Genomic DNA, 21,079 nt, shown 5'->3' with positions numbered 1-21,079 from the left:
CGGGCCCGTATGAGCGTCCACGGTGGTTCGTGGACGTGGTGGATCAGACGACGGATCGTTTGGTTACCAAGAACCGCCACACAACACAAAACTGAAGCAGCAGGAGTAAGCCCATGAGTGATACCAACCCAGTAGTTGCCGCCGCCGAAGCCGTCGCCGAGAAAGCCGTCGACATGAAAGACGCCGTGGTCGAGAAAGCCGCCGAAGCCATGGCTGGTGCCAAGAAAGTGGTGAAGAAGGCCAAGGCCGCCGTCGCCAAGAAGGCCAAGGCCGTCAAGAAGGCCGTGACCAAGAAGGCAGCCGCGAAGCCAGCGAAGAAGGCCGCCGCCAAGAAGGCTGCGAAGCCAGCGAAGAAGGCTGCCGCCAAGAAAGCCGCGAAGCCAGCGAAGAAGGCTGCTGCCAAGAAGGCCGCGAAGCCAGCGAAGAAGGCCGCTGCGAAGAAGGCTGCGAAGCCAGCAAAGAAGGCCGCTGCCAAGAAGGCCGCGAAGCCAGCGAAGAAGGCCGCCAAGCCCGCCAAGAAGGCTGCAAAGCCGGCGAAGAAAGCTGCCAAGAAGAAATAATCCAAAGCCGGCCACCGGGGTGTGAAGGCACCTCGGGGTCGACCTTGCCGATTCACGGGCGCCGGTCTCGGCGCCCCGGTTTTTCGATCGGCGAACCCAACATTGCGCCAGGTGAAAACCTCGGTGCAGTGGCGGCGTCTGCATCGCTTGGTGATGCAGACAGCGACCCCAATTCCTTAGAGTTACCTTTGCCGCACCGGAGCACCCCCACCATGGCCATCAAGATCTCAAAGAAAATCAAAGGCTACGCCGTCGTCAAGCCGGACGATCAAAAGCCCGCCGTCGATGCCGCCGAAGCCGCCGTGGTGAAACACAAAGACCCCGATGAGCGCATGGAACTGCGTACCGCCGAAGTCATTCAAATGACCGAGCAGGTGGAGCGCCCAGACATGCTCGTTGGCGAAACCTACAAGATCAAATCGCCGCTGTTCGAGCACGCCTTGTACGTGACGATCAACGACATCATCCTGAACCAGGGCACCCCGCACGAATCCCGCCGCCCCTTCGAGATCTTCATCAACTCGAAGAACATGGACCACTTCCAGTGGATCGTCGCGCTGACCCGCATCATGAGCGCCGTGTTTCGAAAAGGCGGCGACATGTCGTTCCTGGTCGACGAAATGAAGGCCGTGTTCGACCCCCGCGGCGGCTATTTCAAACAAGGCGGCGTCTACATGCCGTCCATCGTCGCCGAAATCGGCGCCGTGGTCGAAGATCACCTCAAGCACATCGGCCTGATCCACGACCCCGAAATGACCGAAGCCACCCGCATGCTGATCGCCGAAAAGCGCGCCGCGTACGAGAGCACCCAAAAGAAAAAGTCACCCGCGAGTGCCGCTTCGACTACCGAAGCGCCCGCCGCTCATATCCCAACCGACACCAGCGCCGACGCCAACGGCGACGCGAAGTACCCGCCCAGCGCGACCATGTGCCACAAGTGCAACACCAAGGCCATGATCATTATGGATGGGTGTGCGACTTGTTTGTCTTGTGGGTATTCGAAGTGTGGGTGAGGGCTAACGATCGGACCCAAGTCTAAGCCGATTGTTGGGGGAAGGCTGATGAATTCGAGCACCAAGCTACAAGCTCAGTTCGAAAAGTACTTGCGCCGCCTAATTCCGCATGGCGCGTTGCTCATCGATGGTGATTGGGGTTCGGGCAAGACTCACCTTTGGCAAACTCAACTGAAAGATTTGGCGCTCCGCGATGGGAAGACGCCGATAGAAATGTCGGTTGCCGGTCTCCAGACGACGCAAGATCTCGAACATGCGCTTTTGGTTGCGACTTACCCGGTCACACGGTCCGCTGCCGCCACTGTTGGTGGAGAAGCAATGCGGGCCGTCCTCCGTACGGCAAACTTTGACTTAGATAAGGTGCTTGGAAGACTCAAGTCCAAGCCGCGCACGTCAAACTTTCTCTTCGTAGACGACTTGGAGCGCTTTGAAGGCAGCGCTCAAGTCCTGTTTGGATTTCTCCAGGGGTTGATTGAATCCTGCCAGACACCATGTCTGCTCGCTTGCAATTTGGCAAAACTCTTGGAGAGGGACAAGAAGGACGACGAGCCAGGTAAGTTCAAATTCGCGGAAGTTAGAGAGAAGCTGATATATCGAGAGCTGAAGCTGATCATCGATCACAGAGAGATAGTCGACATCCTCATCAAAGAGCTTCCGGTCGAAATAGCAAGAACGAAGATCAGTAAAGCGATCGAGCCCATCACCTTGGCGTTCAAGCTATCGAAAACGAATAATGTGAGAAGTTTGCGATTTGCCCTAGGCGTCCTCGCAGAGGTTGCCATCGATATCGGACATGATATCAACGGCCCAGACTTCTCACTGCTAGCAATAATGGTCGCACCCTGTTGCTTGGAGTTGAGAAAAGACGCGGAAAATCAAAGTGTCATTCGACTCGTTCTTGACTTTGTTGCTTATCGGGCCCACTTCGAGGCTCTAGAGAAGAAAGACGAACAAGCCGACCATCGTTTGGATGAGTTCCGAAAGCGTTACGCTGAGCTGCATTCAGAGGGGTGGCCTTCGGTACCGGAGCTCATTGAGCTAATCGTGCACGGTACCTACGATGCAGCGATCTTGCTAAGTCAAGTAAAATCAGCGAATGCCTTCGAGAGCCCTGCACTTAGGGCACTTGGATACGCTGACCTGAGTCTGGACGATGATGTCCTCGAGGAGGCCTATCGTGATTTGACTGATCCGCATCCAAGTCATTCGGTCTCAACAGATAGCCTCGCTCGGGCGATGTACAACATTGCCTATTTCGCGCAAAACTCGGCTTTGGCAGATAGCCCCGAAATTGTATTTGGCAAACTCAATGAGAGTCTTCAGCAGCGACTTATCGTAAAACAACTGCAATCTGGACGTCGTGGCTGGCTCGAGCAAGTGGCACGGCAATTTGACAATCTCTCAGATCCGCTAAAACGACTGGGTACAGCTCTCGTCCATGTCAACGACAAGCTAATTCAGCAGGAGCTCGAAGCGAAGAGAGATGAGGTGATGAATCGGCTCATATCCAATCTAGAATATGTAGCCGAGTTGGCGTCGGAAGATCAATGGCGAGCGCGTGCCTTGTTTGTAAATGCGGAAAAGGTTGACCAGCTCGCAGGGTCATTAGTCGGAGCGAAGGCTCACGAAATAGCCGAGTTCCAGCGATTTCTTGACTGGCGAACTCAGAGCGCGAACTGGTCAGAGTACCTGACGGATGAGATTGACGGGCTAATGCGCTTGAGGAATCGTTTGAAAATTAGTCTTGAGGCTCTGAGGCCACTCGCAAGGTTGCGTATGACATCAGTAGTTGAGGGATTGACAAGAATGATAGATGCGATAATCAGTCTTAAGAGCGCATCAAGGCCCGTAGGTCAGTAGGACGCATAGGAGCAGCGCATTGCGCCGACAAACTTGCGACGAGTAATGGCCGCTTCGCCAGAGAAGACAAAACCGGCTGCCTTTCGCATAGACAACCCGCGCCGCGAGGTTACGGCGCATTGCGCTGCGCTTAATGCGCCCTGCGTGTAGCGCTCGCGGCGGCCGCCGGCTCGCATCCACCCGAACATCGGGGTACGCTCACCCAACCAAAACGAAAGGAATCAGCCATGGGTCATCGCGCCAATTTTGTCGTCATCGAGCAGGGCGTCGCCAAGGCTTGGGTCGATAACTGGGCTGGGATTGCGGCGCCGTATGAGTTGGCGGATTGGCCGGCGATGGCATTGAAGTCGTTAGCGGAATACTAGGCGACCGATGCATCGCTGGACTGGGCGATTGCCGAAGGTGGTTATCTGCTCGACCTTGATCAGCGGCTGGCCCTTGTCTTTGGTGACTTGCCCGATCCGGATTACGAATTCGGCGGTGACGGAGATGATGAAACCGGTGACGATGGCGAGGCATCCCAGGTCATCGATCTGGAGGACGACGTTGTTGACGCGGACGATGATGTAGCCGAAGACTTTGATCATCCTGCTTACAGGATCGCGCGCTATCAGGACTACTTTGCCGAAATCGCGCCGCATTGGGCAGGTTGAACGTTTCGTTACGATGAGCGGGGTGTGGATGCCTTCGCGTTGCATCTCGCGTCGCGTGGCTGACTGCAATTATATGCCAGCCACCGTCGCACCCGGAGCAGCCGCCGCTTTCTGAAGTGCGGGTGTGAGTGCGCCGCGCTGAACCGCGCTAATTTGCGGGATCGGGTTTTGGCAACGTACTTACACCAAAACTTAGATAGCGGCCTAACGATTTCAAACTATGACAGCAACTACGCCTGAACCAACAACATGGGATTCGACTACTTGCTCGACTACGAGCCAATTGCAGTTAGCGAGCGCAAGCAAACTGGGTTGCGGCGTGCGACCTGGCATTAGTGGTGCTGGAGCCGAAAACTGAAACCGCTCTGATCATTAGATCTAACGGAGGGGAAATGCAGTCGGCTGTGGCAAGATCACTACAGCCTACCGCGCCGACTTTCCTTTAGTGGGATAGTCGCTCCCAGTTGGAGACTTCAATAAAATGTAGCGATGGCGGCGCTTGGCGGGGCCTTTTGAGACATAATGGCCGAGGGGAACAAGCGGAGACCAAGATGGACCCGACTAGCCAAGAAGCCTCGGACGGGGCACTGTTTCGCAGTAGTCTACCCATCCAGACTAAGCTGGACAGGGCGAGGATCCACCTGCTGGATCTCACCGCTCGCAATCGCCTGCTCAACATCCCGCGTTCAAAGGCTCGAAGTGGCAGCCTGATTGAGGTGGTCGACGAAAAGGCCGCCGAGGTCTATCGCCTGCTTGTGCGAGAGAATAAAACGATGACCTTCGCGCCTGGTCGCAGCGCCGGGGGCGAGATCGAACCCAATGCGGAAGAGGTCGAAGACCTTGAGCAGCCTGGCGAAGATTCTGTTGACGAGCGAGGAGTCGCCGGCCGCCATAGCGACAACAGACTCAGCACGCGTTTGACTTCGAAAGGTCTACAAAAGAGGCTCCTAACCCTGTACTTCGATGCACGAACGCTCGAAGAAGAACAGGGCGTCAACGTCCTGTATCTTGCACTGGGTACGCTGAAGTGGATCGATCCAAACAACGCGGCCAACATCCGCTTCGCGCCCCTGGTGCTCGTCCCCGTTTCGCTTGAACGCGCAACCGCCGGCGACCGCTTCAAACTTAAGTGGCGTCAGGAAGACCCCTCGTCGAATCTGTCGCTTGAGGCAATGGTGGATCGCATCCATCTACTGAAGCTTCCGGCCTTCGAAGCGAGCGATGACTTCGACTACACGGCTTATTGTAGTGCGGTCGCTCAAGCAGTTTCCTCGAAACCCGGATGGGAGGTTTCGTATGATGATATCGCGCTTGGGTTCTTCTCATTCTCGAAGTTCCTCATGTACCGCGATCTGGCATCGGACGCTTGGCCGCCAAATTTGCCGCTGGCTTCGCAACCCTTAATTCAGGCATTACTGAGGGACGGTTTCCCCGCATCCGAGCCTGAACTGGGAGAGGATGCGCCGATTGACTCTGCACTTGCTCCGCAGCATTTGATGCACATCGTTGACGCGGACAGCTCGCAAACCCTGGCAATTCAGGCAGCGCGCTCCGGGAAAAGCCTCATCATTCAGGGACCACCAGGGACGGGGAAGTCGCAGACTATCGCGAACATTATCGCTGCGGCCGTGGCTGACGGGCGCACAGTGCTCTTTGTCGCCGAGAAGATGGCGGCGCTGGACGTCGTCAAGCGCCGGCTGGACGACAAGGGTGTCGGTGACGCGTGCCTGGAGTTGCACAGCAACAAGGCCAACAAGCGTGCGTTGCTTGACGAACTGAAGCGAACCTGGGAGCTGTCATCTCCTCGGGGCACAGCAGCTAGCAACCTGCTCCAACGATTGACCGAAGCTCGTGACAGGCTCAATGGCCATGTCGACCGACTGCACCGCCCTCACCCCGTCGCTGAATTCACTCCATATGAAGTCCTTGGGGAACTGACCCGGCTGCGCGATCAGGGCCATCCGCCCAACGACATCGACCTGCCGGATGCTGTGTCATGGTCTAAGGACGCCTTTACCGAAAGAAGCAAGTTGCTTGCGGAACTCTGCGAACGCGTTGACGCGCTTGGCCCGCCGAAACAACACCCTTGGCGGGGCGTGGCACTGGGCGTCATGCTGCCGAACCAGACCTCACGCCTACTCGAAAAGGTCAACACGATTCGCAGCGAACTTGCCGCGATTCAACAACGCCATGTGGAAGTCGCGAACGGTCTGCATCAGACCCCGCCAGCTGACTTCAACGCAGTGTCGGAGCTCTACGCCTTGGCCCAGCGCGTGGCCGGAGCCCCGGTTCTCGACAGCGACGCGATAGGCAATTCTGCCTGGAGTGAGCAGCGTCCGGCGCTTTCAGAGTTGTTGACCAAAGGCCAGCAGCATCAGTCTGCATGGGAAACCTTGCGGCAACACTTGCTGCCAGCAGCGCTTGATGTCCGCATCGATGACGCAGCAGACACCCTCGCCTCATTGCCCTCGGAATTCTCTGCGGAGGCATTCATGCGGGCGCGTTCGATTGCGGAGCTCCTCCCGACTTTCGTGCTCGAACTCGGTCGATTGAAGACGGTGTTGGGGTTTGAAGGTCCGATCGACACGCTCGCAGCTGCGAGCAAAGCAGTCGCGACAGGTCAGCGCGTCGCTGCTGCGCCTGACGCCAGCCCGGAAGTCTTCGCGGCGGCGGTATGGGATTCCGGCGTAGAGCAAGCTGCAGAGCTGGCTGAGGCGGTCGCAAGATTAGAAGATTCTCGGGCCAAGGTCGGCGAGCGCGTGTTGAGCACTGCATGGGACACCGCCACAGAGCGTGAGCGGCAGGTTGTTCGCTTGAGGGGCAGCAATCTCTTTCGTTTCTTCAGCCGAGAATGGAGGCAAGCGAACCGCCTGCTCCGGTCGCTTGTCCGCGATCCGAAGCAGCCTGTGGAAGCGTTGCTGGACGCCCTCGATATCGTCGGCGAGGCGCAACAGGCAGCACAGACCATTCGCAAAGCAGACGCACTGGGACGGGCCGCATTCGGCGCTGATTGGCACGGAGAAAAGTCCCGATCCACGCCGCTGCGAGCACTCGTTGCATGGATGCGCAGCCTCAGAGGGTTGGGTGCCCAGCCCAGATTGATCGCTGCGCGACTCCCCGACCGCACCGACATCGGCGCCCGCGCGAACCGTGCGCACCAGTTGCTCAATCAGCTTCGTCCCTTGTTGGAAGCCTTTTGGAATGACTTGGGTACGGCAGTAAGCAGCAATTTCGACGAAGCCCCGAGCGCCGCAAGTGCCCGGCTCTCCTTGTTGCTTGGTCGTGCAACTTCTGTGTCAAAGGCTGACGCAACGAGCCGGCAGGTGCTTGCCAATTGCGACCTCTCGGCTAGTGAGCGCCTCGCGCTGATCGAACGCCTCCGGTCCGTTCAAGATCTGCGTCGACGCATCGACGCTCAGCACGAGCTCGGAAAAGCAGCGTTCGGCAGCCTGTGGCGAGGATACGATACTGACTGGAACGCGACCACGGCAGCCGCAGCCTGGGTCGATGCCAACAACGACATTCGCGCATTGATCGCCCGAATCGAAGATCGACAGACGCCTTGGACGCTGGCCCAGACATACGCACCAATCGACAAAGGTTGGATGGAATCCTTTGGTGCACTGCTGCAAGAGGTTCGGGCTGACGTAGCATCGCTGTTCGGTATTGGCTCGCTTGGGGTTCTGCCCATAGCTGACATCACGAATCGATTGAAGCTGTGGAACGAGCATGGCGAACAGCTTTCGAAATGGACGGCGTTCATAGAGCGCGCTGACCGCGCCAGGGAGAACGGATTGAGGGGTGTTGTGGACCTGCTCTACAGCAGTTCCCTCGAGCCTGCGCAGGCGCTGGGTGCGTTCGAAATGGCTTACTTCGAAGCTTTGTTGAATGACATGACTCGCCGAGACCCAGAGCTGCGCGGATTCGATGGGGAGCTGCACAACCGCCACATTCGCGAATTCGCGGAGCTAGACCTACAAAGCCTTCATGCGAACCGAGTGCATGTTGTCCAGGCGCATCATCGAAGACTGCCGCCCCGAGACGGAGGTGTGGGCCCGCTAGGAGTGCTGCGCGGCGAGATGGCTCGGCGCAGAGGACATATGCCGATTCGAAAGCTCATGACCGACGCGTCCCCTGCCGTCCAGGCGCTGAAGCCCGTATTCATGATGAGCCCACTTTCCATTGCACAATTTCTGCCACCCGGTCGCCTCCAGTTTGACCTACTTGTCATGGACGAGGCCAGCCAGATCCAACCGGTGGATGCGATGGGTGCCATAGCACGGTGCAGACAAGTGGTCGTGGTTGGTGACGAACGCCAATTGCCACCGACCACGTTCTTTTCGAAAATGACGGATGGGGAAGACGATGACGAAGATGAGTCAGCCCGTGTCGCCGACATCGAAAGCATCCTCGGGCTGTTCCGCGCACGCGGACTCTCACAACGAATGCTGCGCTGGCATTATCGGAGTCGGCATCAGTCGCTGATCGCCGTTTCCAATAGCCAGTTCTACGAAAACAAGTTGATCATCGTGCCCAGTCCCTACACCGCAGAAGCTGGCATGGGGCTGCGCTTTCACTATTTCCCGAACGGTATGTTTGATTCCGGTGGGACAGGCGCCAACCAATTGGAAGCGGAAGCGATCGCCGCAGCTGTGCTTCGTCATGCGCGTGAGCACCCCGAGCAGTCATTAGGCGTCGCCACGTTCTCAGTGCGCCAACGACGCGCAATTGTCGATCAACTGGAACACTTGCGAAGGCAGCATCCGGAGGTCGAAGACTACTTCCAAGCGCACGCTACGGAACCATTCTTCGTCAAGAATCTTGAAAACGTGCAGGGAGACGAACGGGATGTAATCTTCATCTCGGTGGCATATGGCAGGAACGCGCAAGGCACGATTGCGATGCGGTTTGGACCGCTAGGAGCCGATGGCGGAGAACGGAGACTGAATGTTCTGATCAGTCGCGCCAAGCTCCGTTGCGAGGTTTTCTCGTCGATAACGGATGACGACATCGACCTCGAGCGCGCCCGTGGGAGGGGCGTTGTAGCGTTCAAGCTGTTTCTTCGCTTCGCCCGAACGGGCCGACTCGACTTGCCAGGCGCCGAACGCGCCGGCAAGCCAGACGCCTTCGAAGCACAGGTCGCGGAAGCGCTGACTCAGCGTGGCTACCTTGTACACCCGAGGGTAGGCATCGCGGGGCTGTTCATCGATCTGGCGGTTGCAGATCCTGAACAAACTGGTCGCTACGTCCTCGGGATCGAATGCGACGGTCGCTCTTACCATCAGGCCCGATCGGCGCGGGATCGCGACCGACTGCGCCGAAGTGTGCTTGAAGACCATGGCTGGGTGATGCATCGCATCTGGAGCATGGATTGGTACAACCGACCGCAGACCGAGCTCTCAAGGGTGATCGATGCCATCGAATCGGCCAAGCGTGCGTTGGCTGTGGAAGCCGAGGCAGGCGGTAAGCGTCGACGGGCGGTGCCTTTTGATGTCGTGACCATTGAGCGGGATGACGTGTCCGAAATCGGACTTGTGCCCACTGCCGAGCAATCAGGAGCGCCCACGTACCAAGAAGCCACAATCAATGCCCTGCGCGGGCACCCGGAGATCCATTTGGTGCCAATCGCTGCGCTGGCCGAATTGGTTACCGAGGTGGTCACAGCAGAGGGGCCGATACACGTCGACGTCGTCCTCCAAAGACTTCGCGACGCTTGGGGATTGCAACGAGCTGGCGGACGCATTCAGCGGGCGGTCGAACAAGCAATCGACCATGCAACCCGTGCCTCAAAGGTGATCAGGTCAGGCAACTTCCTGAACCTGATGAATGCGCAAGTCGTGGGGCGTGACCGTTCAAACGCTGGACTTCTCGTACGCCGACCCGAGTTCATCGCGCCCGAAGAATGGCAGATGGCCATCGTGACGCTAGTTCGCCGCAACCTCGGTGTGAGGCAGTCCGAACTTGCGCACGCAGTAGGCCGATGGCTTGGATTCTCTGCTACGAGTGCGGCGATTCGTGAGGTTGTGGAGGGACAAGCACAGGAAGCGCAGAGACTAGGACGAATTGTGCTTGAAGGCGACTCATGGGTACTGAAACAGCGAACCTGACAAGTTCTTGGGGCCGAATATGCGCAGCGCATTGGAACCACTATCTTGCCCAGAGGACAGGATAGCTGTCACGAAAACCATGGCAAAATAGCTTGGCCGCGAAGGACGAACTCGTCCTACCGATGCGGCGCGTTGCGCTGCGCTCAATGCGCCATACGGGTGGCATTCGAGGTTGCCGCTAGCTCACATGCACCGACGCACCGAGGTACGCCCACCTAGCCGAAACGCAATGAATCAGCCATGGGTCAGCGCGCCAATCTTGTCGTCATCGACCAGGGTGTCGACAGTGCCTGGGCCGACAAATGGGCTGGGACTGCAGCGCCGTATGAGTTGGCGTACGGGCCAGAGCCGGCGTCGAAGTTGTTGGCGGAATACGAGTCGACGAGTGAACTACTGGATTGGGCATTAGCCAAGGGCGGCTATCTGCTCAACTTTGATCAACGGCTCGCCATTGTGTTTGGTGACTTGCCGGATCCGGAGCAAGTTCGGGATGACGACAAGTCAAATTGATCCGATATGGCAAGCAATTGCTGGACTGACTCAACGCGCCCTATCGCCGTCACTCCAGCGCAGCAGATCATGTGGAAACGGCTATGGCGGCTGCATTCTTGCGACCTGAAGCCACCGCAAGGGGACTTACTCTGTAGTCGTCATCCCGACGAAAGTCGGGACCCAGAATGCTTGCGACAATGTGGCCAGATTGCCCTGGGTCCCGACTTTCGTCGGGATGACGGCAATGAGGAAGCGTCGCTAACTCCTACCGTATTCGCACAGCCTGCTTCGTCCGGATGACGACATTGGGGTGGCGTCGGAAACCCCAGCCGCTTTCACGGATTCTGGCAAGCCGAAGTCCGGAGCATCTTCTTCGGGAAAGACGATCGCTGCAACAAGCACAACGCATGACCACTCACTCAAGCCCGGCGCCGAACCTTCTCGTGCACCAGCCACCGCACCAGCGTCGCACCAACCTGCTCATCCCAAAGCAATTCAAGATGCCCTCGATCTCGCATGATCTGCCGACGAGCGGCGGGAATACCGAGTTGCCAGGCCGGATCGGGATGATCGCCAAGCGCACTGGCCAGCGGTACGAGGCCATCACCGATGAACTGGTTCGCGCGTTCGTGATCGACGGGATCGAGTCTTGCGGCCATCGCGAAACACGGGATGTGACTTGGCAAGGGCACGGGACGAGGGTCGCCGGGAAGAATCCTGCCATGTCGGAGATCCTGGATACCGGCGCTGCGGGTCTTTCCGATTTTCGCGAAGGGAGACAAGTACGGGCTCAAACCAAGAATCTGATCCAGGTGGAATCCGCCGCGTTCGAGCGGTGCGCCGTGATGTGGTGAGCCGAGAACGATCATTTGCGTCACCTGGCGCAACCATCGTGATTCGGCTGATTGGGCGCACGCGCTACGCGCGACGAGTCCGCCCATGCTGTGACCAATCAGCACCAGATCGGGTGGCGCATCGTTCCAGTTCGAGATCAGCGAATCCAGCAGGACAGCAAGCGCCGCGCCGTTGTCGTGGATGTGACGACCGCTGTTGTAGTGAAGGTGCAAGACATCGGCCGCCACCTCGGTGCGGAATCGATCGGCATGGCTGTAGCCATTGCGTCGCCATTGGCCATCGTTCATGCACAGGCCGTGGATCAGCACAATGAGCTTGCTGCGTGGCGCACGGCCGAGGGATTGCGTGAGCGACGCCACCGGCGACCGCACATCAATCTGCTGACCCTCGACGCGAAGCGTCATCGGAATGGCCAGTGGATTGCCGGTGGCCTCAAGGTGATCGCCATGGATACCATTGATGATCGCAACTAGGAGGTTGCGTGTGTCGTGGTCCTTCGATCCGGGCAGCAAGCCATTCAGCGGACGCAGCACCCCGTCGATGCCAAAGCCCACGCCGTGCATCACCGAACGAACGTTACGATAAACGAACCCTGTGATGCCGTTCGTCTTGGTCTTGCCTGCCGTACTGATGGGAGCACGAACCGATCGGATCGATTCATGGAGGTGCTCGACGACATCCGTGACACCGAGCGCCGCATCGACACCGAGGCGCAGTGCGCCGCGCAGGTCGTCGATCCAGCCGGTGCCGGCTGATTGTCCGACGGCAGCGCGATCCGGCAAGCGTGGCATGCGGAACGCCGAGTGAATCCGGGGCATGGCGAGCAGCTCCTTGGAAGACGACAGTGAGTGTTTACGCCAATCGGCGAGAGTAATCACGTCAATTGCGCCGCACCGGTAGCGGGTCGATCGCCAGTTTGTGGGAGCGGCTTCAGCCGCGAATCAATCTTGCCCTGACCCAGCCCGATCGCGAGACTGGTTCGCGCCTAAAGGCGCTCCCACAAGGTTCGCGACGTCATTGGCAATACCCTTCGGCTACCGCGGCTTCGGTTCCGCCGCCAACCTGTAGGAGCGGCTTCAGCCGCGAACCAATCTTGCCCTGACCCAGCCCGATCGCGAGACTGATTCGCGCCTAAAGGCGCTCCCACAAGGTTCGCGACGTCATTGGCATTACCCTTCGGCTACCGCGGCTTCGGTTCTGCTGCCAACCTGTAAGAGCGGCTTCAGCCGCGAATCAATCTTGCCCCGACCCAGCCCGATCGCGAGATTGATTCGCGCCTAAAGGCGCTCCCACAAGGTTCGCGACGTCATTGGCAATACCCTTCGGCTACCGCGGCTTCGGTTCTGCCGCCAACCTGTAGGAGCGGCTTCAGCCGCGAATCAATCTTGCCCTGACCGAGCCCGAACGAGAGATTGATTCGCGCCTAAAGGCGCTCCCACAAGGTTCGCGACGTCATTGGCAATTCCCTTCGGCTACCGCGGCTTCGGTTCTGCCGCCAACCTGTAGGAGCGGCTTCAGCCGCGAATCAATCTTGCCCTGACCCAGCCCGATCGCGAGACTGGTTCGCGCCTAAAGGCGCTCCCACAAGGTTCGCGACGTCATTGGCAATACCCTTCGGCTACCGCGGCTTCGGTTCCGCCGCCAACCTGTAGGAGCGGCTTCAGCCGCGAACCAATCTTGCCCTGACCGAGCCCGATCGCCAGATTGATTCGCGCCTAACGGTGCTCCCACAAGGTTCGCGACGTCATTGGCAATACCCTTCGGCTACCGCGGCTTCGGTTCTGCCGCCAACCTGTAGGAGCGGCTTCAGCCGCGAATCAATCTTGCCCTGACCCAGCCCGATCGCGAGACTGATTTGCGCCTAAAGGCGCTCCCACAAGGTTCGCGACGTCATTGGCATTACCCTTCGGCTACCGCGGCTTTGGTTCTGCTGCCAACCTGTAAGAGCGGCTTCAGCCGCGAATCAATCTTGCCCTGACCCAACCAGATCGCCAGTTTGATTCGCGCCTAAAGGCGCTCCCACAAGGTTCGCGACGTCATTGGCAATACCCTTCGGCTACCGCGGCTTCGGTTCTGCCGCCAACCTGTAGGAGCGGCTTCAGCCGCGAATCAATCTTGGCTTGATCCAGCACGATCGCAAGATTGATTCGCGCCTAAAGGCGCTCCCACAAAGTTCGCGACGCCAAAGTGACACCGAATCGAGCCGACACGAAACGCGGTAACGCGGTCTGATAACGCTTAGTGCCGACGCCCATTCCAGGCTGGCGCTCCGACCGGTATGAGCCGGCCGGCTTCCACTCGGAGAACGCTATGATCAACCGTCACATTTCGATGGCGGCGCTCCTCGCCGTCTTCTGTATTGCACTCACTGCGCATGCGGCAGAGAAGCCCGCTGCCGCCAATGATGCCTGCGCCTTTCCAACTGCGCCCCTGGCCACGCAGGAGGAAACGGCTTGGCGGATCTTTGTCGCCATGAATTGCAAAGCCAGCTCGGGCGCCCTGACTTGGGAAACATGGACAACCCAGGCGTGCTTGAACAATCCATCGGACTGCAAGGGATTTGGCCGCTTCCATCAAAGCCAGTTGCGCAATGGTTCGGGCTCAGACGATCCGAAACGCACACAGGGCTGCTCGCCAATGACGGTTAGTGGCGACAAACACTTGCTTGATCCATTTGTTCCAACCAACCTCAGCACCAAGCCGGTGTTCTGCGAAGAGGTCACCGTCAATCAGCCGGAAATGGATTACGCGCGTCCGAAGGGCTTGCTCTCCGCAAATGGACAAACCGATTATCTATTCAGCCAGAAGGGCACAATCACCTTCCCAACCAAGGCCATCGAAGTAAAGGTCGACTGGGTCCCCGCATCGTCGTTCACCAATGCGAAATTCGACTGCACCAAACGGAACGGGCAAATCTACCTCGAAGAGATCGAAGGGGTCTGCTATGCCATGGCATCCGTGCATATCAGCTCAAAGTTGTATCCGAACTGGCTGTGGGCCACCTTTGAGCCGCAGTACGCCATCACTAATCCTAATCGATGCAACTTAGCGCTCTACAACGCCTGCTACGACCCTTGGGGGTCCGACCCGGCCGAGTCCGATGGCCGCAACACCAACACGACGCCCGCTTTGCAGGCTCTGTTCACGGATGCCGGTACAGCGCTCGACCCGGCATTCCAGAACTATCGACTGACTGGTACTCAAACCGAGTTCAATCAACCCGAGACGAGCAACGCCATGCTGGGCAACTCGTTTACCGAGTTCAATGCCCAAGTGAAACCGCAGGAGGCCTCCTGCATTACCTGTCACGCTTACGCGCAACGCGACGCCAACGGCAATACGCCCGGCGGGGGCGCGCCGAAGGGTGATGCGAAAATTGGCACACCATCGATCTTGACCGGACACAAGTCATTGGACTTCTCCTGGTTCCTGGGCTTTGGCGTCCCAACACAAGCCTGCCAAGACATCAACGCCGGACCGATCTTCAGCAACAACGACGCCAAGACGAAGTGTCCAGCCGTTTGTGCGGTGGCATTGCGAACGTGGAAAGGACAATGGACCACGACCGAGCCCGGGGTCCAGTCAGTTTGTGGGTGCTGTCTTTGATCGCTATAGGGCGATCGTGAGACTTGAAATCGCTGTCTAAGGAGCCTCTGAACAAGTTCAGAGGCGATGCGGGCCATGGATGGCCCGCCCAGAATCAAGCACGCAAGTGCTTGATTCTGGAGCACCGAGTCCGGACACGTGCCGGACTCGGTGCGGGTCTGAAAGTCCAGGATGGACTTATTCAGACCCTCCCTAAGGCGCCCGGCGCTCTCATCGCATGTGAAGTACCGTCCTGCCCTGACATTCGTCAGGGCAGGCGCTGATTCAGTCCGCTCTGGACTTTCAGTTCGAACCGAGTCACGGTCTGCGCCAAAGGCTGCAGCAGCGCCGCATCGCTGCCGTGATCAACCGAGCCCTGGGTACCGACCGAAGTAGATCAGCACGAACGCGACGGTATTCGACACACCATGCGCGACAATCGGGACCGTCAAGTTGCGACCCGTGGCCAAGAACACCACGCCGAGCAAGAAGCCACTGAGTCCCTCTTGGACCCAGCCGCTGATGCCTTGCTCGGTGTGGCCCCAGCCAAACAGTGTGCTGGACAGCACGAGGCTCCAACCCCAGGCCCAACGCGAATTCCCGAACAGGCCAGCCAACCGATGCATCAGGAAGCCGCGAAAGCAAATCTCCTCGCCAAACGCTGCCAAGACCCAAGACAAGCCCAAAAACAATGCGAGCAGCAGGAGATTGCCTTGGATGGCCTTCAACTCGGAATAGTCTGGCTCAACACCGAATGCGTGGCTGATCAGGGGCGTTGTCACGAAGACCGCAAAGCACTCCATCGCGATGCCGATCGCGATACCGATCAGGATGGCCTGAAGAAGCTTTGGTGGCCGCGAGAATCCGATCGATGCCCAACGCTGCCGTGACCAATACAGCGCCAGCGCAATCAACGGCACCAAATAGAGTGTCTGCGAAATCGGCAACCAGCCAACCGCATCACCCACGACAATCAGCACGAACAACGCTATTTCCAGCAACCACTGCGGCGATCTGCGCGAGACGGATTCACTCATACGGGGCACTCCATACGCTGATTACTCGAACCCATTCGCAAACAGATTGTCTGGAATCGGCAGCAACGTGACCGCGACGCCAAGATAAGGGATCGGCACGTTGGGGTCGAACTGACGCGCGTACAGCTGGCCGGCTGTCAACGCTGGGCCAGAGCCAATGTCGAGACTCAGCTCCGCATTGGTGTTGCTGAATACCTGCGCGTGCAAAGGGTAGGGCTGAATGCCGCTGCCGCCCGGAAAATTGTAGCGGGCGAACGACGCTACCAAAGTCTGATTCGCGGTCGCAGTGGGTTGCGAAATCGCAACCGTTAGCGGGTCGGCACTATCACCAAACTGAAACCCGCTCCGCTCGACAAATGGCGCCGCCGGACTGTTGCCGCTGAACTCCTCGCCAATGCCGCAGAGCTCCCGGCCATTGGTGCCGCCGCTGGCAATCGACACCGTCACCGACACGGGGGCACTTTGCAGACGCGTCACAAAGACCTGCATCGCGACCGTCCCGCCGGAAATTGCTTGCGAGACATTGCCCACCGAGGCGTACGTATTGCCAGCAGAATCGACAATGTTCACGGCACCGGTGCTGTCGGTGGCGGTAACGACGACCAACAGATTACCCACGGTCGCGGTATCGTTTGGAAAGAGGATGTAGTTGGCCGAACCACCGGCAATGGTGGTGCAGGTTCCGCCGCTGAAATTCTGCACGAACACTGGTGCAGCGTGGGTAGCCCCAGCCGACATGAGCAACAACAGCACTGGCAATCGCATGGACGTCTCCGTGTGTTGATTCGTACCCCATTTGGTAGCCAAAGCATCGCGCCAATCCAGCCGAACGGTGAGTGTCATTTGGCAGGGGGCGCGTTGCCCGTTGCGGCGCGACGCGTGATCACAATTTGAATCCGCAATGAGGTCAAGCGGACCATCGCGCGAGGCGATGGTGCCCGAATCATCGAACCCGAGATCATGGTCGCCAAACCCGTTCGGAAACCGCAAGCACTCCGCGCGCTGAAACAGACTTAACCAATTCCTCGATTGGACCAGTCGAGGGCAGAGTCACTTCGGACACCCGCAATCCGCTCCCACCCGCTCGCCAATTGGGGCCCGTCACGCTAAGCTGACTCGCGACAAAGTTCGGGTTGCTTGCCATGAACAACGCCATTGCCACCGAAGCACCGAAGAGTCCTTGTTGGTATTGCCAAGCGCGCCAAGCCGACCTGCATTCGCTCGCATTTCCGTTCTGGTCCAATCGGGATGAGCGCGTCGTCGTCGTCATCATTCCGCGGTGCGGGTATTGTTACCAGCACCACGAACAGCGGCGGGTTCCGGACGCGGCGATCCTGATTGGGGCGGTGTTCAGCTCACTCCTGCTGGCCAAGTTGCTGCTGGCAGCATTTGGGCCTACTTCGGACACAGCGCAGACACTGAGTATGGTCGCAGCGCTAATTCTAGGTGTCTTGGTCGGGGTTATGGGCGCCTCCCAGCTCGGGGTTCGGCGTAGTACTGCGGCAGGCACCAAACCGAAATCCCGCTACCTGGAGCATCCAACCTTTCAAGAGCTGAGCCATGACACGGCAAACTGGCGAAACCGATTCAGCGCCGCCGATACTGGCAGCGCGCATCGTTCTGAAACGGCAGCCGATCAGCGGATTGCCCTTCAGGGCAAACCATTGCTGGCAAACGCTGCTGCGGCGCTGGAGCAAGCTATTTGCGATGCGGGCATCGACGCGTGACCAGAGCTGGCCCGTAAGCGCCCAAACAACCGTCGTTTACCAGACCATTGGATCAACGCAGCACTGAGCGTATTCCTGTCGGCAAGAGACCACGCAGAACAAGGGGCGTCGCGATCCAGGGTCCAGAAAACAAAGGGCGCCAATTCAGGGCGCCCTTCGTACGATCACCCGCTGATCAGTGAGCAATCACTGCACATTGAGCGCGACATCATCGAGCACAAACGACGTCTGCGCAGACGAGTCTTCGGTCGCACTGAACCGCACGCTAACCGTCTGGCCGATGTAGGCGCTGAGGTCGCAATTGGCACCCGCGGCATACGCCGTGTTCTTGTTTAGATTCGATAAAGTTGAGCAGGTTTTCACCACCGTCCCACCACTATTCAGCACCGCAATCGTCAGCTTGTCGTACTGCGTGCTGGTGGTGGTCTCGGCCGTATCGATCTTGTAGTAGAACGCGAGCGTCGCCGCGGTCTTGCCCGCGGGAATCGCAATGGATTGGGAAACCGTTTCGGTCGACGTGGTGCCATTGCCGCCAAGCCACGCGTAGTAGCTGCCAGTGCGGGGCGTCTTGGTGGCGGCATTGCTGATCGCGCCAGCCGTGCCAGTCCATGTCGTCGCGCCGGATTCAAACCCTGGGTTCAGCAGGATCTGCGTCTGAACACCCGCAACGGTGTAGCTGCCCGTAAGGCTGACACCGGAGAACGCAGCATAGGCTTTGAGCCGCACGTAGTAGGTGCCGGCCTGGGCGGTCGTAATCGTGCATGTCTCGGCATTGCTGCTGCCATTGGATCGGCAGTCATAGACCGAATCGGTCGACACGGCGCCAAACCGCGCGTAGAGATCGGCATCACCGGTGCCACCGCTACTGACAAACTTCAAGTTGGCAGCCCCCGCGGGCACCACCATGGTGTAGCTCAGCTCAGCATTCAAAGCGGCCGCCAAGCCGGTCACCGCCACTCCGTTCTGCAGCACGTTTCCGCCGCTGGCCACCGTGACGCTGCTCGACTTGGTGTTGGTCGCACCGGCGTTGTCGGTGACCGTGAGCGTGACGGTGTAGGTGCCCGCCGCTGCATAGGTCTTGCTTGGGTTGATGGCGGTGCTCGTGGTGCTGTCACCGAAGTTCCACGCGCGGGACGCGATCGTGCCGTCGCTGTCGGTCGAGCTGTCGGTGAATGTCGCAGTCAGGCCACTCGTTGCAACGCTGAAGTTCGCGACCGGGGCCGCATTGGTACTGGCCGTTACCGTCACCGATTTCGTTACTGTGTTCGTCAGCCCACCATTGTCGGTCACTGTCAGCTGCACGTTGTAAGTGCCGGCGGCCGAGTAGGTCTTGCTCGGGTTGGTGGTGGTGCTGGTGCTGCCGTCGCCGAAATTCCACGCGCGCGCCGTAATGCTGCCATCGGCGTCGGTTGACGAATCCGAGAACGTTGCCGTCAAGCCGCTGGTGACCACGCTGAAGTTCGCAACAGGCGCCGCATTGGTTCCACTCACGATGGTAAAGATGACCGCATTCGGCGTACCCGCCTTGCCGCTGGCGTCTGTTGCTTGCACATAAGCCAGGTGCCGGCCGACGGCGAGGCCGGTCGTCGATATGGTTGCGGTGACCGTTTCGGTATTGGCATTGAAGCTGCCATCGCTCGCACTCATCGTGATTGGCGTGGCGCCAACGCTACCCGGCAGCTTGTCGAGGGTGACCGTCGCGGAGGCAATGTTCTGAATGGTCTCGGTGCCATTGGTCTGATTGAAGCGGCTGTCGTTGACCACGGCCGAGATCGTGACCGACGCACCTGGGCTGACCGTGGTTGCCGACGCGCTGACCGAAACAGTATCCGGCCCGGCGGGCGTGTTGTAGGGCGAGCTCAGATTGCGCGCAGCGTACTTGAGCGCAGCCAGATTTTTTGGCAGCGTGGTGTTCTGGAACGTAGTACAGGATTCGAAGAACGCAACGCCCAGCTCGATTGTGTAGGCCGGCACACCCAGGCTGCCGTAGAAGTTGTCATCGGTCGCACCATCGGTGGCGTACAACTGGGCCGACTGCTGTGGCGTGTAGCCATTGAACCAGGCGAGACGTCGGCCAAGCGTGCGCAGCGGCACGGAATTGGGCGACGCCGTGCTCGTGTCTCCCCAGGGCCATAGGACCAGCTGAGAATAGCTGTGAATGTCCATGAAGATGCCCTGGTAGTCGCTCGGCGCGGCCACTGACACCGTATCGACGCGACGGTCCGGAAAGATGCCGCCCGTATAAGCGCCGTCGGTGCCCTTGGTGCCCGCAACATATTGAATGAGGTTGCGGGTTTCTTGTTCAGACGCTGCGGTTGGGCCGCGATAGGTCTCGTTGCACGGGTCGCCACTCGAACCGCCCGCGACCGTGCTCCAGTGGTACGCAAAGTTGCGGTTCAAATCTGTGCCAAAGCTGGAGCTTGAGCAGCTGCCGTTCGTGTTGTTGGTGTTCTTGCGCCAGGACGAGCCAGCCTCGGCCTTCTTGCGGCCGTCCGGGTTCGCCTGCAGCACGAGGTGAAAGCGATAATTGTCGACGAGCCAGGTCGCCTCGGAATCCGTGCCGTAGCCATTGATCAGCCATTCGCCGAATCGGGTCAACAGTTCGGCGGGTGTGTACTCGCGCGCGTGGATCGACCCGAACACCACCATGTTTGGTTTGTTCGGCAACGTTGCGTCCGTCGCGCTGTTAGTGATGCGCAGCACCTTCATTGTGTAGCCGAGTGCCGCATTCCGGTTTTTTTCGAAACTCGGGCCGATATCGATGATGCTCGCCAGGTTTGGCTTGCTGGCGACCAAGCTGTTCATGGTCGTATAGGTTTCTTCAACGGTGCGATAGCACGTGTATCCGGGAATGCTCTTCGCGCTGCCGGCGAGCCGCACTGCCGTCTCGAAGGCTTGCAACTTGTCGGTGAGCACGCGGTCCACGCTCACTTCAAAGCTGGCTTCTCGCAGCGCCAGAATGTCGGCGGCGTTGGCCTCGGTGCGAAACTCGCGACTCTTCGAGTCGACGATCAAATGCTGGAACTGCGAAGCGGCCGCTTGCAGCTGTGCCTGGTTCCGATACTTGACGACAACGAACTGACTACTGTCGGTGCTTGCTGCCGCCATCACGTGCGCGGAAAAAAGGCACAGCACCACCGCGCAAAACCTTGCGAGTCGCTTCATGTTTCTGATTCTCCCAAAATTGACG

At 58.8% G+C, this 21,079-nt stretch carries 13 protein-coding genes; 8 read left to right on the top strand and 5 right to left on the bottom strand.

Annotated features, from left to right (window positions below; translation table 11 throughout):
* The first annotated feature begins 113 nt into the window (after nt 1–113).
* The 4 genes from C7S18_RS19255 (at nt 114) to C7S18_RS24570 (ending at nt 3,798) form a co-directional block, all read left to right on the top strand.
* Entirely contained in the window at nt 114–560 is a 447-nt protein-coding gene (locus tag C7S18_RS19255; protein WP_146152013.1) for a histone, read from the top strand.
* A 212-nt stretch (nt 561–772) separates the two neighbouring features.
* Complete coding sequence (locus C7S18_RS19250) at nt 773–1,573, top strand: TSCPD domain-containing protein (RefSeq protein ID WP_106893090.1); 801 nt, start codon at nt 773–775, stop codon at nt 1,571–1,573.
* A 48-nt stretch (nt 1,574–1,621) separates the two neighbouring features.
* Nucleotides 1,622–3,433 (top strand): hypothetical protein, encoded by a 1,812-nt coding sequence (locus tag C7S18_RS19245; protein WP_106893089.1) that lies wholly within the window; start codon nt 1,622–1,624, stop codon nt 3,431–3,433.
* A gap of 227 nt (nt 3,434–3,660) precedes the next feature.
* Complete coding sequence (locus tag C7S18_RS24570) at nt 3,661–3,798, top strand: hypothetical protein (protein ID WP_170113365.1); 138 nt, start codon at nt 3,661–3,663, stop codon at nt 3,796–3,798.
* Here C7S18_RS24570 and C7S18_RS19240 read toward each other — a convergent pair.
* Nucleotides 3,784–4,131 (bottom strand): hypothetical protein, encoded by a 348-nt coding sequence (locus tag C7S18_RS19240; RefSeq protein ID WP_146152012.1) that lies wholly within the window; start codon nt 4,129–4,131, stop codon nt 3,784–3,786. The genes C7S18_RS24570 and C7S18_RS19240 overlap by 15 nt on opposite strands.
* 506 nt (nt 4,132–4,637) lie before the next feature.
* On the opposite strand from C7S18_RS19240, the gene C7S18_RS19235 reads away from it, so the two are divergent.
* Both C7S18_RS19235 and C7S18_RS19230 read left to right on the top strand, forming a co-directional pair.
* Nucleotides 4,638–10,193 (top strand): DUF3320 domain-containing protein, encoded by a 5,556-nt coding sequence (locus C7S18_RS19235; RefSeq protein WP_106893087.1) that lies wholly within the window; start codon nt 4,638–4,640, stop codon nt 10,191–10,193.
* A 240-nt stretch (nt 10,194–10,433) separates the two neighbouring features.
* Entirely contained in the window at nt 10,434–10,703 is a 270-nt protein-coding gene (locus C7S18_RS19230; protein ID WP_106893086.1) for a hypothetical protein, read from the top strand.
* A gap of 401 nt (nt 10,704–11,104) precedes the next feature.
* On the opposite strand, the gene C7S18_RS19225 is transcribed toward C7S18_RS19230, so the two are convergent.
* Nucleotides 11,105–12,358 carry an alpha/beta hydrolase gene (locus tag C7S18_RS19225; protein ID WP_106893085.1) on the bottom strand — a complete coding sequence of 418 codons (1,254 nt, stop codon included), beginning with the start codon at nt 12,356–12,358 and terminating at the stop codon, nt 11,105–11,107.
* A 1,492-nt stretch (nt 12,359–13,850) separates the two neighbouring features.
* On the opposite strand from C7S18_RS19225, the gene C7S18_RS24750 reads away from it, so the two are divergent.
* Nucleotides 13,851–15,146, top strand: coding sequence for a mannan-binding lectin (locus C7S18_RS24750; protein ID WP_206207931.1), 1,296 nt, complete (start codon nt 13,851–13,853; stop codon nt 15,144–15,146).
* 344 nt (nt 15,147–15,490) lie between these two features.
* Here C7S18_RS24750 and C7S18_RS19215 read toward each other — a convergent pair whose 3' ends face one another.
* Nucleotides 15,491–16,162 carry a CPBP family intramembrane glutamic endopeptidase gene (locus tag C7S18_RS19215; protein WP_106893084.1) on the bottom strand — a complete coding sequence of 224 codons (672 nt, stop codon included), beginning with the start codon at nt 16,160–16,162 and terminating at the stop codon, nt 15,491–15,493.
* 21 nt (nt 16,163–16,183) lie between these two features.
* Nucleotides 16,184–16,927 carry a hypothetical protein gene (locus C7S18_RS19210; RefSeq protein WP_146152011.1) on the bottom strand — a complete coding sequence of 248 codons (744 nt, stop codon included), beginning with the start codon at nt 16,925–16,927 and terminating at the stop codon, nt 16,184–16,186.
* 377 nt (nt 16,928–17,304) lie between these two features.
* Here C7S18_RS19210 and C7S18_RS19205 point away from each other — a divergent pair, with 377 nt between their 5' ends.
* Complete coding sequence (locus C7S18_RS19205) at nt 17,305–17,889, top strand: hypothetical protein (protein WP_106893082.1); 585 nt, start codon at nt 17,305–17,307, stop codon at nt 17,887–17,889.
* Between the two features lie 186 nt (nt 17,890–18,075).
* Here C7S18_RS19205 and C7S18_RS24745 read toward each other — a convergent pair whose 3' ends face one another.
* Complete coding sequence (locus C7S18_RS24745) at nt 18,076–21,054, bottom strand: M14 family zinc carboxypeptidase (RefSeq protein ID WP_206207930.1); 2,979 nt, start codon at nt 21,052–21,054, stop codon at nt 18,076–18,078.
* Nucleotides 21,055–21,079 lie beyond the last annotated feature (25 nt).

Source organism: Ahniella affigens, assembly GCF_003015185.1.
GTDB lineage: Bacteria > Pseudomonadota > Gammaproteobacteria > Xanthomonadales > Ahniellaceae > Ahniella > Ahniella affigens.
The sequence above is the reverse complement of the archived record's forward strand: the minus strand, read 5'-3'. Positions and strand labels throughout refer to the sequence as shown.

Bases quoted from the DNA above. Each gene is read 5' to 3' on its own strand.
- C7S18_RS24745 (WP_206207930.1), bottom strand. From the start codon at position 21,054: ATGAAGCGACTCGCAAGGTTTTGCGCGGTGGTGCTGTGCCTTTTTTCC.
- C7S18_RS19205 (WP_106893082.1), top strand. From the start codon at position 17,305: ATGAACAACGCCATTGCCACCGAAGCACCGAAGAGTCCTTGTTGGTAT.
- C7S18_RS19225 (WP_106893085.1), bottom strand. From the start codon at position 12,358: ATGCCCCGGATTCACTCGGCGTTCCGCATGCCACGCTTGCCGGATCGC.
- C7S18_RS24570 (WP_170113365.1), top strand. From the start codon at position 3,661: ATGGGTCATCGCGCCAATTTTGTCGTCATCGAGCAGGGCGTCGCCAAG.
- C7S18_RS19255 (WP_146152013.1), top strand. From the start codon at position 114: ATGAGTGATACCAACCCAGTAGTTGCCGCCGCCGAAGCCGTCGCCGAG.
- C7S18_RS19240 (WP_146152012.1), bottom strand. From the start codon at position 4,131: ATGCAACGCGAAGGCATCCACACCCCGCTCATCGTAACGAAACGTTCA.
- C7S18_RS19230 (WP_106893086.1), top strand. From the start codon at position 10,434: ATGGGTCAGCGCGCCAATCTTGTCGTCATCGACCAGGGTGTCGACAGT.
- C7S18_RS19235 (WP_106893087.1), top strand. From the start codon at position 4,638: ATGGACCCGACTAGCCAAGAAGCCTCGGACGGGGCACTGTTTCGCAGT.
- C7S18_RS19245 (WP_106893089.1), top strand. From the start codon at position 1,622: ATGAATTCGAGCACCAAGCTACAAGCTCAGTTCGAAAAGTACTTGCGC.
- C7S18_RS19210 (WP_146152011.1), bottom strand. From the start codon at position 16,927: ATGCGATTGCCAGTGCTGTTGTTGCTCATGTCGGCTGGGGCTACCCAC.
- C7S18_RS19250 (WP_106893090.1), top strand. From the start codon at position 773: ATGGCCATCAAGATCTCAAAGAAAATCAAAGGCTACGCCGTCGTCAAG.
- C7S18_RS24750 (WP_206207931.1), top strand. From the start codon at position 13,851: ATGATCAACCGTCACATTTCGATGGCGGCGCTCCTCGCCGTCTTCTGT.
- C7S18_RS19215 (WP_106893084.1), bottom strand. From the start codon at position 16,162: ATGAGTGAATCCGTCTCGCGCAGATCGCCGCAGTGGTTGCTGGAAATA.